Origin of the sequence: Streptomyces sp. NEAU-YJ-81, from assembly GCF_017592595.1 — a bacterium.
Classification (GTDB): Bacteria; Actinomycetota; Actinomycetes; order Streptomycetales; family Streptomycetaceae; genus Streptomyces; species Streptomyces hygroscopicus_B.
The window spans coordinates 26,770-41,646 of record NZ_JAGFNO010000027.1 but is presented as its reverse complement, the minus strand read 5'-3'; the positions used below and the strand labels follow the sequence as shown (position 1 = coordinate 41,646).

At 71.4% G+C, this 14,877-nt stretch carries 13 protein-coding genes; 9 read left to right on the top strand and 4 right to left on the bottom strand.

The annotated features are described in order from the left end of the window. The first annotated feature begins 85 nt into the window (after positions 1-85). Positions 86-1,747: an APC family permease gene (locus J5X86_RS38300; protein WP_243982541.1), complete on the top strand. Its 1,662-nt coding sequence runs from the start codon at positions 86-88 to the stop codon at positions 1,745-1,747. Here J5X86_RS38300 and J5X86_RS38295 read toward each other — a convergent pair. Next, complete coding sequence (locus tag J5X86_RS38295) at positions 1,728-4,304, bottom strand: polysaccharide lyase family 8 super-sandwich domain-containing protein (protein WP_208521357.1); 2,577 nt, start codon at positions 4,302-4,304, stop codon at positions 1,728-1,730. The two genes, J5X86_RS38300 and J5X86_RS38295, sit on opposite strands and share 20 nt — an antisense overlap. A 195-nt stretch (positions 4,305-4,499) precedes the next feature. Here J5X86_RS38295 and J5X86_RS38290 point away from each other — a divergent pair, with 195 nt between their 5' ends. From J5X86_RS38290 to J5X86_RS38265, 6 genes are all read left to right on the top strand, one after another. Next, positions 4,500-5,168, top strand: a complete 669-nt coding sequence (locus J5X86_RS38290) for a GntR family transcriptional regulator (protein ID WP_208521268.1) — start codon at positions 4,500-4,502, stop codon at positions 5,166-5,168. A 65-nt stretch (positions 5,169-5,233) separates the two neighbouring features. Next, entirely contained in the window at positions 5,234-5,995 is a 762-nt protein-coding gene (locus tag J5X86_RS38285; RefSeq protein WP_208521267.1) for a 4-carboxy-4-hydroxy-2-oxoadipate aldolase/oxaloacetate decarboxylase, read from the top strand. Then, the gene (locus tag J5X86_RS38280) at positions 5,992-7,053 is read left to right on the top strand and encodes a 4-oxalomesaconate tautomerase (protein ID WP_208521266.1); all 1,062 of its coding nucleotides are present in this window, start codon (positions 5,992-5,994) and stop codon (positions 7,051-7,053) included. Before J5X86_RS38285 ends, J5X86_RS38280 begins: the two co-directional genes overlap by 4 nt. Positions 7,054-7,180: 127 nt before the next feature. Continuing rightward, on the top strand, positions 7,181-8,131 hold the full coding sequence (locus J5X86_RS38275) for a catechol 2,3-dioxygenase (protein ID WP_208521265.1): 951 nt from the start codon (positions 7,181-7,183) through the stop codon (positions 8,129-8,131). 80 nt (positions 8,132-8,211) lie between these two features. After that, positions 8,212-9,549, top strand: a complete 1,338-nt coding sequence (locus tag J5X86_RS38270) for an aromatic acid/H+ symport family MFS transporter (protein ID WP_208521264.1) — start codon at positions 8,212-8,214, stop codon at positions 9,547-9,549. A gap of 74 nt (positions 9,550-9,623) precedes the next feature. After that, on the top strand, positions 9,624-10,481 hold the full coding sequence (locus J5X86_RS38265; RefSeq protein WP_208521355.1) for a triphosphoribosyl-dephospho-CoA synthase: 858 nt from the start codon (positions 9,624-9,626) through the stop codon (positions 10,479-10,481). Between the two features lie 30 nt (positions 10,482-10,511). On the opposite strand, the gene J5X86_RS38260 is transcribed toward J5X86_RS38265, so the two are convergent. The 3 genes from J5X86_RS38260 to J5X86_RS38250 all read right to left on the bottom strand — a co-directional run bounded on the left by J5X86_RS38260 (position 10,512) and on the right by J5X86_RS38250 (position 12,373). Further along, positions 10,512-11,162, bottom strand: coding sequence for a TetR/AcrR family transcriptional regulator (locus J5X86_RS38260; RefSeq protein WP_208521356.1), 651 nt, complete (start codon positions 11,160-11,162; stop codon positions 10,512-10,514). Between the two features lie 119 nt (positions 11,163-11,281). Further along, entirely contained in the window at positions 11,282-11,455 is a 174-nt protein-coding gene (locus J5X86_RS38255; protein ID WP_208521366.1) for a hypothetical protein, read from the bottom strand. 216 nt (positions 11,456-11,671) lie between these two features. Further along, the gene (locus J5X86_RS38250) at positions 11,672-12,373 is read right to left on the bottom strand and encodes an ATP-binding cassette domain-containing protein (RefSeq protein ID WP_208521263.1); all 702 of its coding nucleotides are present in this window, start codon (positions 12,371-12,373) and stop codon (positions 11,672-11,674) included. A 191-nt stretch (positions 12,374-12,564) separates the two neighbouring features. Here J5X86_RS38250 and J5X86_RS38245 point away from each other — a divergent pair, with 191 nt between their 5' ends. Both J5X86_RS38245 and J5X86_RS38240 read left to right on the top strand, forming a co-directional pair. After that, positions 12,565-13,524 carry a tetratricopeptide repeat protein gene (locus J5X86_RS38245; RefSeq protein WP_208521262.1) on the top strand — a complete coding sequence of 320 codons (960 nt, stop codon included), beginning with the start codon at positions 12,565-12,567 and terminating at the stop codon, positions 13,522-13,524. 209 nt (positions 13,525-13,733) lie between these two features. Beyond that, positions 13,734-14,870, top strand: coding sequence for a glycoside hydrolase family 64 protein (locus tag J5X86_RS38240; RefSeq protein ID WP_208521261.1), 1,137 nt, complete (start codon positions 13,734-13,736; stop codon positions 14,868-14,870). The last annotated feature ends 7 nt before the right edge of the window (positions 14,871-14,877 follow it).

Genomic DNA, 14,877 nt, shown 5'->3' with positions numbered 1-14,877 from the left:
CGGGCATGGCCATGAGCTCTCACCCGTGCGTGGCCATGGGCTCGCGCCGAGGGCCGGGGCGGGGCGGGGGCGCCCGTCGGCACGCATGGCACGCTGGGCCTTTGTATGTTCGTGCACCACCGAGGAGACGAGCCACGTGCCGCAGAACCACCCACCGGAGTCCAGCGCCGCCCCGGCGGTGCTCGCCGAGGAGCGACGACTCCATAAGGACCTCGGATTCTGGGGCCTGACCGCGATCGGGTTCTCCAACATCCTGGGGTCCGGGTGGCTGTTCGCGGCCATGTACGCGGCTCAGACCGCCGGCCCCGCCGCCCTGCTGTCCTGGATCGGGGCGGGTGTGCTGTGCGCCCTGATCGCCCTGGTCATGGTGGAACTCGGCGCCACCCGCCCCGAGGGCGGCGGCACCGTGCGCTGGCCGCTGTACGCCAGCGGACGGCTGGTCGGCACGATGATCGGCTGGTCCGTGCTGCTCTCGGTGGGCGGTACGGCGGCCGAGATCAGCGCGATCATGCAGTACGCCGCGCACTATCTGCCGGGGCTCTACAGCGGCGGCACACTCACCGTCTCGGGCCTCGCCGTGGCCGTCGCGCTCAGCGTCGTGCTGACGGTGTGCAACTGGTTCGCCGTGCGGATATTCGCCCGGCTGAACAACCTCATCTCGGTGTTCAAGGTCGTCGTCCCCGTCCTCACCATCGTCGCGCTGTTCCTGTCCGGCACCCACTCCGGACGCCTCACGGATCACGGCGGTTTCGCGCCGTACGGCTACGCGGCCTGCCTGACCGCGCTTGCCGGTGGCGGCATCGTGTACTCCGTCAACGGCTTCCAGGCCCCGCTCGACTTCTCCGGGGAGGCGCGCAACCCGCGCCGTACCGTACCGGCCGCGGTGCTCACCGGCATCGGCCTCGCCGTGCTGGTCTACCTCGGGCTCCAGTTGGCCTTCCTGTTCACGGTGCCCGAGTCGCTGCTGGGCCACGGCTGGAAGGGAGTCAACTTCGAGTCGCCCTTCGGGCAGCTCGCCCTGGTGCTCAATCTCCACTGGCTGGCCACGCTGCTCTACGCCGACGCGGTGATCTCACCGGGCGGATCGGCCTATGTGGGCGTGGCCATCGACGCTCGCCATACGTACGCCCTGGCCAAGAACGGGCTGCTGCCCCGCTTCTTCATGCGCATCCACCCCCGGTCCGGGGTGGCGCGCCGGGCGCTGCTGCTCAACCTGGCGGTCATCGTGGTCTTCATGCTGCCGTTCGGCGGCTGGCAGGACATCGTGAGCGTGATGGGCGACATGTATCTGCTGATCTACGCGGCCTCGGCGGTCGCCGTCGCGGCGTTTCGGGCGCACGACCGCGAGCGGGGAGTGACGCGGGCCGAGGGGCGGATGCCGGGGGTGCACTGGATCGCGCCGGTGAGCTTCGTGGTGGCCAGCGAGTTCGTCTACTGGTCGGGCTGGCACGATCTGCGGCTCGCGCTGCCCTTCGTGCTGGTCGGCGCGGTGTTGTTCCTGTTTCAGCGTCGTGAGGACGGCGGCGCGTCCCTGGGGGAGGAGCTGCGGCGCGGCGCCTGGCTGGTCGTCCATCTGGCCGCGCTGACCGTGCTGTCGTGGCTCGGCACCTTCGGCGGTTCCGCCCGCCTCCCGGCGCCGTACGACACCGTGGCGGTGGGCGTCCTCGCTCTCGCCGTGTTCGTGTGGGCGGTCCGCGCGGGCGCCCGGCACCTGCGCATCTCGCAGGTCAGCGCAGCGTCGCCGTGAAGCTCCGGCCGTAGGCGTGGCGGGTAGTGACGACGATCCGGGTGCCGCCGGGCACCCGGCCCACCCGGACCCCGTCGTCCGCCGCCACGGCCCTCATCCTGCGGCCCCGGATGACGACCGAGACCGTGTCGCGTTCGGTGGTCGGATCGGACACCGCGATCGCCAAGGCGCCGTCCCGGGCCTCCCGCAGGAGCACAGAGCCGGGCCCGCGCACCGACAGCCGCCCGGCGCGATGGGTGCCGGGGGTGAAGGCGTTGAGTGCGGTGATCCGCAGACCCCGGTGGGCCACGGCCTGCAGCCGGGTGGTGTTGGCCAGGACGGCGAGCGGCCGGCGGGCGTAAGCGCCCAGTTGGCGTTCGGTGGCGCCCGGGACGAGGGCGTACGCCATCGAGGTGTGCGGCGCCCCGGCCGGCCGCTCCACCGTGACGGCGAAGAGCTGTTTGGTCACCGGGAGGTCGGGGTTGGCGAGGCGGACGGCGCGGCGGCTGCGGGTGACGGTGCCGAGCGTGACCGTGGGCGGTGGCCCGTCGAGGAAGACGTACCCGACCGAGGCGGCCCGGGTGGCATTGGTGTACCGCAGCCAGGCGAGCGGGGCCGTGCCGGTGCCGGACCAGGGCGCACCGCCGCGGAGCCGCCCGGTGAGCGCGAGGGTGTCCGAAGGGGCGGCGATCCGGGTGTCGAGGGTCGTCGTCACCGCGCGCCCGGCGGCGTCGCCGACCCCCGCGGCCAGCACCACGATCTCGTCGTCGAACAGGAACCACGACTTGGTGGCATCGGCGTTGCGGTACACCACGAAGTCGTCGGGGAGGTCGCCCGCCTGTTTCGCGGTGTACGCCACGTCGTCGGACTGGACGAGCCCCGCCACACCGTACGCGCCCAGGGCGGCGCCACCGGAGAACGGGTGGGTGCCGCGCGGGAAGTAGACATAGGTGTTCTGCGCCTCCGACGAGGAGGTGAAGCCACGCTCGGGGTTGTCGTACCAGAGCGTGCCGTAGAGCTCGGGGACGGTGCGGCGGGTCTCCACAGGGGCGGTGACACCGGCGAGGCGGTGGGGCGGGACGGTGGTGAGGTAGTCGATGCCGAACGCCGTGGTCTGGTCCTGGCCGGAGAGATACAGATAGTGGGCGCCGTCCCCCTGGAACCAGGGCATCAGGTTCTCGCCGCTCATGTACTCGTATCGGCTGATCCTGGACGAGCTGCGGGACAGGGCGAAGGCGTAACCGGGGCGCCGGTGGACGGTTTTGTCCATCGCGTTGAACGCGACATGGCGCTCGGCGGGCCCGAGGTCCCGCGCCGGGATCGAGGAGTCGGCGAGGATGTCGGCGTAGCGGGCGATGCTCACCGGGGACACGAACGCCGAAGGGTCGAGCGTGGCCTTCGAGGTCTGCCGCAGATACGAGACATAGCCCTTCAGCGCCGTGGCGTCGGCGCCGGTGGCGTGGGCGGACAGGCCCACCACGGCCTCCACCACCTCGGCCGCGTCGGCGTATCCCGTCGCCGGGCGGGACACCCCGCGCCCCTTGACGATCTCCATCAGCCAGCCCTCGAAGATCAGCGGGGCGAAGCCGTCCACCACCCACCCCTGGGCGACGCGGACCAGCCGGTCGTCGGTGGTGTAGCCGGTGCCGTCGAGCATCTTGATGGTCTGCACGACGCGGGTGAGCAACCCCTTGCCGTAGGAGCCCGTGTAGGCCACGGACGCGTGCTGGATGAAGGAGCCGTCGGCGTAGAAGCCGTCGGTGACACCGTGCCGCAGCGCGTACGGGTCGATCGTGGCCAGGACGGTCAGCTGGTCGGCGATGGCCTTGGTGATCCGGGCGTCGTCGCCGAGCACGGAGCCCTGGAGGATGCGGTTGGTGGTGATGTCGGCGAGGTTGGCACCGGTGTGGAAACGTGAGTCGAGGTCGATGTCACCAGCCTTGCCGTTGCGCAGATACGCGTCCATCGAGGCGACGTAGGTGGCGGCCAGTTCGGGTTGGTATGCGGCGAGTTGGTCCACGAGCAGCGCAAGGATCTTGCTGACGTGGGTGGAGATGCCGATCTCCCAGGTGAACCAGTTGCCGTAGTAGCCCTTCGACTGGTCGCCGTAGTAGTGCTCGTGGAGCCATTTCAGACCGTCGATGACGCGCCGCTGGACACCGGTGTCACCGTGCAGCCCGGACGGTGTGCCGCCTTCCGGTGTGCGGGTGGCGAGGGTGATCTCATAGAGGTACTGGAACGAGGTGATCAGGTTGGGATCGCTCGTGCCCAGTGCGAGGCCCTGGAAGAGCTCGCCCTGCCCGGCGCGGTCCATCGCGGTGAGCCGGGAGCGGGCGGTGGCGGCGATGGCCGCGAGTTTGGCCCGCACCTCGGGGCGGGTGCCCACCTCGCGCGTTCCGGCGAAGACGGCCGCGGTGTTGTCGATCAGCCGGGTGTGAGCGGCCCCGGACGCTTCACCGTCCGCCGTCTCACCGGACGCGGCCGGACGTCCCGCCGCCCGCGCGCGCAGCGGCAGGGCCATGGCCGACAGCGTGGCAGCCGGGAGCGTGGAGACGAGGGCACGACGCGAGAGAGGCACGGGCACGCTCCAACGGTCGACGGGGTCCGATGGGGAACCGCCGCACCATTCAAGCAACCCCGGCTTCCCCTGTCACGAGACCGGAATCGGGGGAACGCGGGCGGGTTTATGTCGCCAATATAGGCAACAGAATCGTTGACAATCTTGTTGGCCTAGATTTACCTTCGACAGGCACTCACTCAGGGAGGGCACGCGATGCCGAAGGAAGCTCGTCCAGGCACCGGAGAGCAGGCCAAGCAGCATGCGATGGAGCAGCTGCGGCAGGCGATTTTGCGCGGGGAGATGGCACCGGCCCAGCGGCTGGTGGAGAACGAACTCGCCGAGCAATTCGATGTGACACGGGCGAGCATCCGCGCGGCGCTGATCGATCTGGCGTCCGAGGGACTGGTCGAGCGGATCCGCAACCGTGGCTCACGGGTGCGGGTGGTGAGCGTGGAGGAGGCCGTGGCCATCACCGAATGCCGCATGGTCCTGGAAGGGCTGTGCGCCGCCAAGGCGGCTGTTCAGGCCGGCGAGGAGCAGCTGATCGAACTGGCCGACCTGGGCACGGCGATGTCCAAGGCGGTCGCCGACGGCGAACCGCTGACCTACTCCGACCTCAACCACCAACTGCACGCCCGCATCCGGGAGTTCTCCGGTCAGCAGGTGGCGGTGGAGCTGCTGGAGCGGCTCAACGCACAGCTGGTGCGCCATCGGTTCCAGCTCGCGCTGCGGCCGGGGCGTGCCCAGCGGTCCCTGGGTGAACACCTGGCCGTGATCGAAGCGATCAGGGCCAGGGACCCACAGGCGGCCGAAGCGGCCGTCCGTGCCCACCTCGCCAGTGTGATCGACGCCTTGAGTGAAGCGCCGGCGTCGACGCCGTGAGCACCTGACGCGGGGCTCGCGCCGCGGGGTGGGTCACCGACCTGTCCAGCAAGGAGATATCAGCAATGACGCACGGTAACGCGGGTGACGCGCCCGCTGCCGCACGGCCGGCCGGTGTGATCGTCACCGATCCGCCACGCGCCGGGGCCGAGCACGTGGACGCCCTGCGGGGGTACGGCGTGGCCACGGTGCACGAGGCCATGGGCCGCACCGGATGCCTCGGCCCCGGGCTGCGCCCCGTCCAGCAGGACGTGCGCATCGCGGGCACCGCGGTCACGGCGCTGTGCTGGCCCGGCGACAACCTGATGATCCACGCCGCGGTCGAGCAGTGCGCCGAGGGCGACATCCTCGTCGTCGCCACCACCTCGCCGTCCACGGACGGCATGTTCGGCGAGCTTTTCGCCACCGCGCTCCACCACCGTGGCGTCCGCGGTCTGGTCATCGACGCCGGGGTGCGCGACACCGCCGAACTGCGCGCGATGGGCTTCCCCGTGTGGTCGGCGGCCGTGTGTGCGCAGGGCACCGTCAAGGCCACGGCCGGATCCGTCAATGTGCCCGTGGTGGTGGGCGGGCAGTGCATACGCCCCGGCGATGTGATCCTCGCCGACGACGACGGGGTGATGTGCGTACCGCGCGAGTCCGCCGCCACGGCCGTCGAGGCGGCGAAGGCCCGCACCGCGAAGGAGGAGGCCACCCGGGCCGCCTTCGCCGAGGGTCAACTGGGCCTGGACCGCTACGGGTTGCGGGAGACCCTCGACCGGCTCGGAGTGCGGTACCAGCCGTACGCCGAGCATGCCGCGCACGCCCGCGGCGGGGCCGTTTCATGAGCGGGCCGGAGGAGGTGCGCTGCATGCTGATGCGCGGCGGCACCTCCAAGGGCGCCTATTTCCTCGCGGCGGACCTGCCGTCCGACCCCGGCACCCGTGACGATCTGCTGCTGCGGATCATGGGCAGCCCCGATCCACGGCAGATCGACGGCCTCGGCGGAGCCCATCCCCTCACCAGCAAAGTGGCCGTCGTCTCCGTCTCCCGGGACCCGGACACCGATGTCGACTATCTCTTCCTGCAGATCGGTGTGGACCGGGCCGAGGTCTCCGACCGGCAGAACTGCGGCAACCTCCTGGCCGGGGTCGGCCCCTTCGCCGTGGAACGTGGCCTGGTCGCCGCCCGGGCCGGGCGGACACCGGTGCGGATCAGGATGGTCAACAGCGGTGACCACGCCACCGTGACCGTTCCCACCCCGGACGGGCGCGTCGACTGCACCGGCTCGGCCGAGATCTCGGGCGTACCGGGATCCGCCGCCCCGCTGGTGATCGGCTTCCAGCAGGGCAGCGGCCCGCTGCTGCCCACCGGCCATGCCCGTGACCTCGTCGATGGCACGCCGGTGACCTGCGTGGACAACGGCATGCCGACCGTACTGATCGCCGCGTCCGCCCTGAACGTCACCGGCTATGAGGACCCCGGGGAGCTGGAGGCGGACGCGGTGCTCGCCGCCCGGCTCCAGGAGATCCGGCGGGAGGCGGGCCGGCTGATGGGCCTGGGCGATGTCAGTGCCACGACCGTGCCCAAGCTCAGCCTGCTGGCCCCGCCCGCGCACGGTGGCACCGTGATGACCCGCACCTTCATCCCGGTCCGCTGCCACACGGCGATCGGCGTCCTGGGAGCGGCCAGTGTCGCCGCCGGGCTGTGCGTCGAGGGAAACGTCGGCGAGGACGTGGCCCGGCTCCCGGCGACGGGGGAGCGGCTGCGCATCGAACACCCCACCGGATTCCTGGACATCGACACGGCCGTGGACAACGGAGCCACTCCCGTGGCACGGGGTACGGCGGTTGTGCGCACCGCGCGGAAGATCTTCGACGGCATGGTCTTTCCCCGCCCCGCCTGATCCGGCGCCCGGTCGCTCTCACGCCGGCGCCCGGTCGCGTTCGCACCACCCTCTTCTTCGGCGCCACCATCCCTTCCCCCGTCACGCCCCCATTCCCCAACGTCCCGCCATTCTCAAGGAGTTGCCGATGACCCCACCGCTCGGGGACATCGCCCACCTCGGGCATGTCGAACTGCTCACCCCCGACCCCGACCGCAGTCTGTGGTTCTTCACCACCATCCTCGGCCTGACCGAGAACGGCCGCTCCGGCGACTCGGTCCACCTGCGGACCTGGGACGACTACGAACACCACAGCCTGACCCTCACCGCCCACCCGACCTCGGGCATCCGCCGCACCGCCCTGCGCGCGGCCGGTGCGGAAGCCCTCCACCGCCGGGTGAAGGAGGCCGAGGCCGCCGGCCTCCCCGGCCGCTGGGTCGAGGACGAACCCGGTATCGGCCCGCTCTATGTCACCAGCGACCCCGATGGCCATGAACTCGCCCTGTACTGGGAGACCGAGTGGTACGAGGCGCCGCCCGAGCTCAAGCCGGGGCTGAAGAACCAGCCTCAGGCCAAACCCGCCCATGGCGTGGGGGTACGCCGCCTGGACCACGTCAACTTCCTCGCCTCCGACGTCGCGCCCAACGCCGCGTTCACCCGCGATGTGCTCGGCGCCCGCCCCACCGAGCAGATCGTCCTCGACAGCGGACGGCTCGCCGCCCAGTGGCTGACGTTCACCAACAAGTCCTACGACATCGTCTACACCGAGGACTGGTCGGGCTCGCGGGGCCGGCTGCACCACATCGCGTTCGCCACCGACACCCGCGAGGACATCCTGCGCGCCGCCGATCTGTGCCTGGACAACGGCGTTCACATCGAGACCGGCCCCCACAAGCACGCCATCCAGCAGACGTTCTTCCTCTACGTCTACGAGCCGGGCGGCAACCGCATCGAACTGTGCAACCCGCTCACCCGCCTGGTCCTGGCCCCCGACTGGCCACTGATCACCTGGACCCAGGCCGAGCGCGCCAAGGGCCAGGCGTGGGGTCTGAAGACCATCGAGTCCTTCCACACCCACGGCACCCCGCCGATCGACTGACCGGTCACGTCAGTACCCACCCACAGGACGCGACAAAGAACCCCGCCCGCAGGACACGCCTCCACGACGAGAGGAATGCCATGTCCTCCTTACCCACCCCCGCCGCCCGTTCGCGCGGCACGGCACTCGCGGTCCTCGTGGTCGCGCTGTGCTGGACGGTCGTCCTCTTCGACGGCCTCGACCTGTTCGTCTACGGTGCCGTGCTGCCCGGCATGCTCGACGACCCCGATCTCGGGCTGAGCCCCGGCCGGGCCGGTGACCTCGGCAGCTACGCCACCTTCGGCATGCTGCTGGGTGCCCTGTCGGCGGGCACCGTCACCGACTGGATCGGACGCAAGAAGGTGATCATCGGCTGTACCACGGTGTTCTCCCTGGCGTCCGCCGGGTGTGCCATGGCCCCCACCCTCGGTGTCTTCGGCGTCGCCCGGTTCGTCGCCGGGCTGGGACTCGGCGGCCTGCTGCCCACCACCATCACCCTGGTCGCCGAATACGCCCCCCGCGGCCGCGACAACCTCATGATCGGGCTGTTGATGACCGCCCATCAGGCGGGTGGCATCCTGGCGGCGTTGCTGGGCCTGTGGCTGGTGGAGCCGTTCGGCTGGCGCTCCGCCTTCTGGGTCGGGCTGGCCCCGCTGGTCATCGCCGTGCCGCTGGTGGCGATGTTCCTCCCCGAATCCCTCGGCTTCCTCATCGCCCGCGGCCGCACCGACGAGGCCCGCCGGCTCGCCGACCGCTACCGGGTCGAGCTGCCCGCCACCGAACCGGCCCCCGCGACCCCGCCCGACCGCCGCCACGCCCTGACCGCGCTGTTCCGCGACGGCCAGTGGCGGAGGACCGTGCTGTTCTGGTGGGCCTCCTTCGGCGGGCTGCTCCTCGTCTACGGCGTCAGCACCTGGCTGCCGACCATGATGCGAGGCCAGGGCTATGAACTCGGCTCCGCCCTGGCCTTCCTCATCGTCATCAACCTCGGTGGCATCGTGGGCATGCTGGTGGCCGGACGCATCGCCGACCGCTTCGGCGCCGCCCGTGTCGCGGCCGTCTGGTTCGGCTGCACCGCCATCGGCATCTATCTGCTGGGCATCCATATGCCGCTGGCGCTCACCTACCTCGTGGTCTTCCTGACCGGTCTGTGGCTCTTCAGCGCCCAGACCATGGTCTACGCGACCGTTGTGGGACGCTCCACCGCCGAGAACCGCGCCACCGCCGTCGGCTGGACCTCCGGTATGGGCCGCTTCGGCGCCGTCTTCGGGCCCTGGCTCGGCGGCCGGCTCGTTGCCAACGAGGCGCAGGACTGGGGCTTCACCGTGTTCGCCGCCACCGCACTGTTCGCCACCGTCATGATCGGCCTCACCGGCCTACGTACCGCGCGGCGCAGCCCGCGGAGCGGCCCCGCACGGCCCGTGTCCACCACGGGCTGACCACGCCGCACAGCGGGGCCACAGGAACGTCTCATCTCTCTGAAAGGTTCGCCGTCTAGCCTCCGGGCATGCCCATGACCCGCTCCACGGATGAGGCACTGGCACGGGCCGCCGTGCTCGCCCTGATCGCCCAGGCGGAGCTGACGCCCAAACCGGGCCTCGCCGACACCCGCGATCTGCAGGCCCGCGCCACCGGTGCGGATCTGCTCGCACTGCGCTGGTCGGCCAAGGCGCTGGCGCCCGGGTTCGCGGCCATGGCCGCCGCCGCCCGCCGTCCCGGGGAGCCGTCCCGGGCGCTGCGCGAGGAGCTGGGTGCCATCGGCCGCTGTGCCGAGTGGACGATGGCGCGGGCCGGTGGCGGCGCGGCCACCGGCCGCCTTCACCATGGCGCGCTGTGGGTGATGGGCCTGCTGGTGGCCGCCGCCGCGCTGCGGCCCGGCGCCGGGCCCGGTGAGGTGACCGCCACCGCCAAGCGGATCGCGGACCACCCCGACCGTGGCGCACCGCGCCGGCCCTCACCGGGCTCGCATGTCTCCGCCACCTACGGAGCGCCCGGGGTGCGCGGCGAGGCACGGGCCGCCTTTCCCCATGTGCGCCGCGCCCTGGACGCCCTGTCCCGGGCGCGTGCCGCGGGGGCCACCGAGAACCAGGCGCGCCTGGACGCGCTGCTCACCGTGATGAGCACCCTCCAGGACACTGGTCCGCTGTACCGGGCGGGTCCGCCGGGCCTCCGACGGGTCAAGGAGGGGGCGCATGCCGTGCTCGAGGCGGGCGGCGCCGCAACGCCCGAGGGTGCCGCCGCCCTGGCCGCGCTGGACGCGGACCTGCGTGAGCTGGGCATCGCGCCGCGCGGAAGCGCCGCACTGCTCGCGGGGGCCCTGTTCCTGGACGGTCTCCCGGCACCGGCGGTCATGGCCTCGCCCGTGCGGTGACTCCGTCCGGACGGGGGTTTCGCGGGGTGGTCAGTCGTTCGCCGGTGGCGTCGGTCCGTGGCGGTGGAGGAAGGCGTCCACGAGTCGGTCGGTGAACTCCTGGTCGACGGGTTCGTCGGTCACCAGCACGCGGTAGTAGACGGGGCCCAGGAGCTGGTCGGTCTCGGCCGTCAGGTCCAGGCTGGGCGGCAACTCCCCGCGCTCCATGGCCCGTTCCAGCGGGAGGCGGTCGCGGCGGCGCTGGTCGTCGAGGTACCGGGACCGGAAGTCCCGGGCGAACGCCGGATCGTGCTGCGCCTGGGCGACCAGGGCCTTGAAGACGGCGCCGGAGTCGGAGGCGCTGAGGAACCCGGCCAGGTCGCGCAGATAGCCGCGCAGGTCCAGGGCGAGGTCACCGCGGTCGCGCACGGGCAGGTCCTCGGCCACGTCCTGGAGAAGGGCGTCCATGAGGATGTCGGTCTTGGTGCTCCACCAGCGGTAGATCGTCTGCTTGGCGACCCCGGCCCGGGTGGCGATCCCCTCGATGGTGACGCCCGCGAAGCCCTTCTCGGCCAGCAGGTCGTCGGCCGCGTTCAGTACCGCCAGCCGGGCCTGTTCGCTGCGTCCGTGCCGGTTGCCGTGGTGGCGTGGTGCCGGTCGGTCGGTGCCGCTCGTCCCGGCGGTCTGTGTCGCGCGTGCCATCTCGCCTCCCCGGTCAGGATAGTCGCCGCCCAGGACCGCTCCGCCCGCCCGCACGGCTGGGCCCGCCGACCGGTGGAAGATCACCGGCAGGCGGGCCTGGGTGCCGAGAGGGACGGTGCTCAATCCCACCGTTCCCCTTCGGCCTGTGAGGGAGTCGTCCTCTGTACGTCGGGGTGGCCGGTGTCCCGTTCGTCGTCGCGCTCGCCCTCGGCCTGTGAGGGGGTCGTCCACGGCACGTCCGGGTGGTCGGCTTCCCGTTTGTGTTCGGCGTGGGAGGGGGCCGGCTCGGTCATGTGATGCCTCCGCTCCTAGTGCGGACGATGCCGATTTTACGCCCGAATGCCCACGTAGGCGCGATGCGGCCGGGCTCCGGCCCCGCCCCTCGGATGGCCTGCCGTCCAGCAGCCCCCTGGGCTTGGGCTGTCCGTCGGCCACCGGGTACCCGCGTGTGCGCGGATGACTGCGGGGCCCCGCGTCTCCTGGCCGATCGGGAACGGGCCGACCGGCGATCACGACGGCCGGAGCGAGACCGGGAGCTGGCGGTTCACCAGCGCGGCGTACCGGCCCTGGGCCAGCATGAGGTCGTCGTGGACACCACCCTCCGTGAAGCGGCCGTCGTGCAGTACGACGATCTCGTCCGCATCCATGATCGTGCTGATTCGGTGCGCGACGACGATCCTGGTACAGCCCAGCGCGGACAGCTCGCCGGCCACCTCCGCCTCGGTCACGGCGTCCAGGTGGCTCGTGGCCTCGTCCAGCACCAGCAGCGCGGGGTCGGCCAGGAGCGCACGGGCGATCGCCAGACGCTGGCGCTGGCCCCCGGACAGCGCACTCCCGCCCTCCGCCACATGTGTATCCAGTCCCATGGGCATCCGGCGCACATCGGCGAGCAGCCCGGCCTGGCCGAGCGCCTCGAAGAGGGCCTCGTCCGGCATGTCGCCCCGGCCGAGCCGCAGATTCGACCCGATGGTGCCGCCGAAGACATGGGGCTCCTGTGTGACGACGCCGAAGCGGCGACGCAGGCTGTCCGCGTCGTACTCCTCGATGTCGCGCCCGTCGAGCAGCACCGTGCCCTCGGTCGGCCGCAACAGCCCGGCGAGCAGGCGGGACGTCTCCCTGCCGGCCGCGGCGGGCGTGGCAGGTCTTCCAGTTCCCCGGGTGAGCGCTCTGCTGGCCGAGCTGAGTCGGGTGCACCTGGTCGGCGAGGTCACGCCCGGTCGATACGCGCTGCACGACCTGCTCCGCGCCTACGCGGGCGAACTGGCCCACACCGTGGACCCCGAGGTCGACAGGAGGGCCGTGCGGCACCGCGTCGTCGAGCATTATCTGCACACCGCCGATCGCGCGGCCGGGCTGCTGGACCCCCACCGGGACCGCGTCCCCCTGCCACCCGCCGTGCCGGGTGCCGGCCCGCAGGAGATGGCGGGCCAGGCCGCGGCGCTGGGGTGGTTCACCGCCGAGCACGCCGTACTGCTGGGCGTGGTCGACATGGCGACCGGCGCCGGCCTCGACGCGGGCGCCTGGCGGCTGGCGGCTGGCCAGGAACCTGGAGACCTATTTCGACTACCGCGGACACTGGCACGACTGGGCCGCCGTCCAGCGCATCGCCCTCGGCGCGGCCCAGCGGCTCGGCGATCCGGCGTGGCAGGCCGGCGCCCACCGCGGCCTCGGCAACTGCCACACCCAGATGGGCCGCCTCGACGAGGGACACCACCATTTCCGACACGCCCTGGACCTCTACGAGCGGCTGGGCGATCCCATCCGTCAGGCACATGTCCATCGCGGCCTGGGCTGGGTCTGCGGCCGGCTGGGCTGCCACCGGGACGGCTGGGTCTGCGGCCGGCTGGGCCGCCACCGGGACGCGCTCGGCCACAACGAAAGGGCGTTGACGCTCTATCGGCAGGCGGGCCACCGGGCCGGGGAAGCCCTGGCGCTGAACAACGTCGGTTGGGTGCACGCCGTACTGGGTGACTACCGGCAGACCCTGGACTACTGCGCCCAGGCTGTGTCCGTGAACCAGGAGATCGACGATCGGCATGCCGAGGCGGGGGCGTGGGACAGCCTCGGCTACGCCCATCATCATCTGGCCGAGTACCCGGCTGCCGTGAAGTGCTACGCCCGGGCCCTGCGTCTGGTGCGCGGCTTCGGCGACCGGTACAACGAGACCGAGATCCTGAACCATCTCGGCGACACCCATCTGGCCGCGGGCGACCTTGACGCGGCCCGTGCCGCCCGGTGTCACGCCCTGGAGATCGCCCTCGAGATCGGCCATCCGGACACCGACGAGCTCCGCGTCAAACGGGATGAACTCGACCGGGCACGCCCTTACGGCCCCGTGGCTCCCCACCCGGCCGTGCGCTGATGCCGGTCGTGATGTCGGGATGTACATGAGTATGTCTAGACCAGTGTCATGTTCACTGCCATGATGACCCCGCACCCCTCAGCTCCGTGAGCCCCCCATTCCCCCCGCTGACGCGGCCGTGTCGCCGCGCGAGAGGTGATGTATGTCCAGACGCGTCTCCACCCGATTCCGGACCCTGCCCTGCTGGGCATCAGCCCTGCTGCTCGCCCATGACCGCGCTGGCCCCCGAGGCGTCCGCCCGGACGGCCGTGCCGAGCACGATCCCGCTGAAGTTCACCAACAACTCCGGGCGCGGCGACCAGATCTACGTCTACACGATCGGCACCCTGCTCTCGACCGGGCAGCAGGGCTGGGCCGACGCCTCCGGGACCTTCCACCCCTGGCCCGCCGGCGGCAACCCGCCGACCCCGGCCCCCGACGCGTCGATCGCCGGTCCGGCAAACGGCCAGGCCCTGACGATCCGCATCCCGAAGCTCTCCGGCCGGGTCTACTTCTCCTACGGCCAGAAGCTGGACTTCAGGCTCACCACCGGCGGCCTGGTGCAGCCCGCCGTGCAGAACCCCTCCGATCCCAACAGGAACATCCTGTTCAACTGGAGCGAGTTCACCCTCGACGACTCCGGCCTGTACATCAACAGCACCCAGGTCGACATGTTCTCCGCGCCGTACGCGGTGGGCGTGCAGGGCGCCGACGGCGGCGTGAAGAGTGCCGGTCACCTCAAGCCCGGCGGCTACAACGGCGTCTTCAACGCACTGCGAGCCCAGCCCGGCGGCTGGGCGGGCCTCATCCAGACCCGCCCGGACGGCACCCTCCTGCGGGCCCTCGCGCCAGGGCACGGCATCGAGGCGGGCGGCCTGCCCACGAACACGATGGACAACTACATCAACCGGGTGTGGCAGAAGTACACCAGCTCCACCCTGACGGTCACGCCCTTCGCCGACCGGCCGAACACCAAGTACTTCGGGCGGGTCTCCGGCGACGTCATGAACTTCACCAACGGCGCCGGAGCCGTGGTCACCAGCTTCCAGAAGCCGGACTCCGACTCCGTCTTCGGCTGCTACAAGCGCCTGGACGCACCCAACGACGAGGTGCGCGGCCCGATTTCGCGGACCCTGTGCGCCGGCTACAACCGCACGACCCTGCTCACCAACTCCAACCAGCCCGACACCAGTGACGCCGGGTTCTACACCGACGCCGTGACCAACCACTACGCCCGTGCGATCCACGCCCAGATGGCCGACGGAAAGGCGTACGCCTTCGCCTTCGACGACGTCGGCCAGCACGAGTCGCTCGTCCACGACGGCAATCCGCAGCAGGCGTCCATCACCCTGGGCCCCTTCAACTAGACCGGCA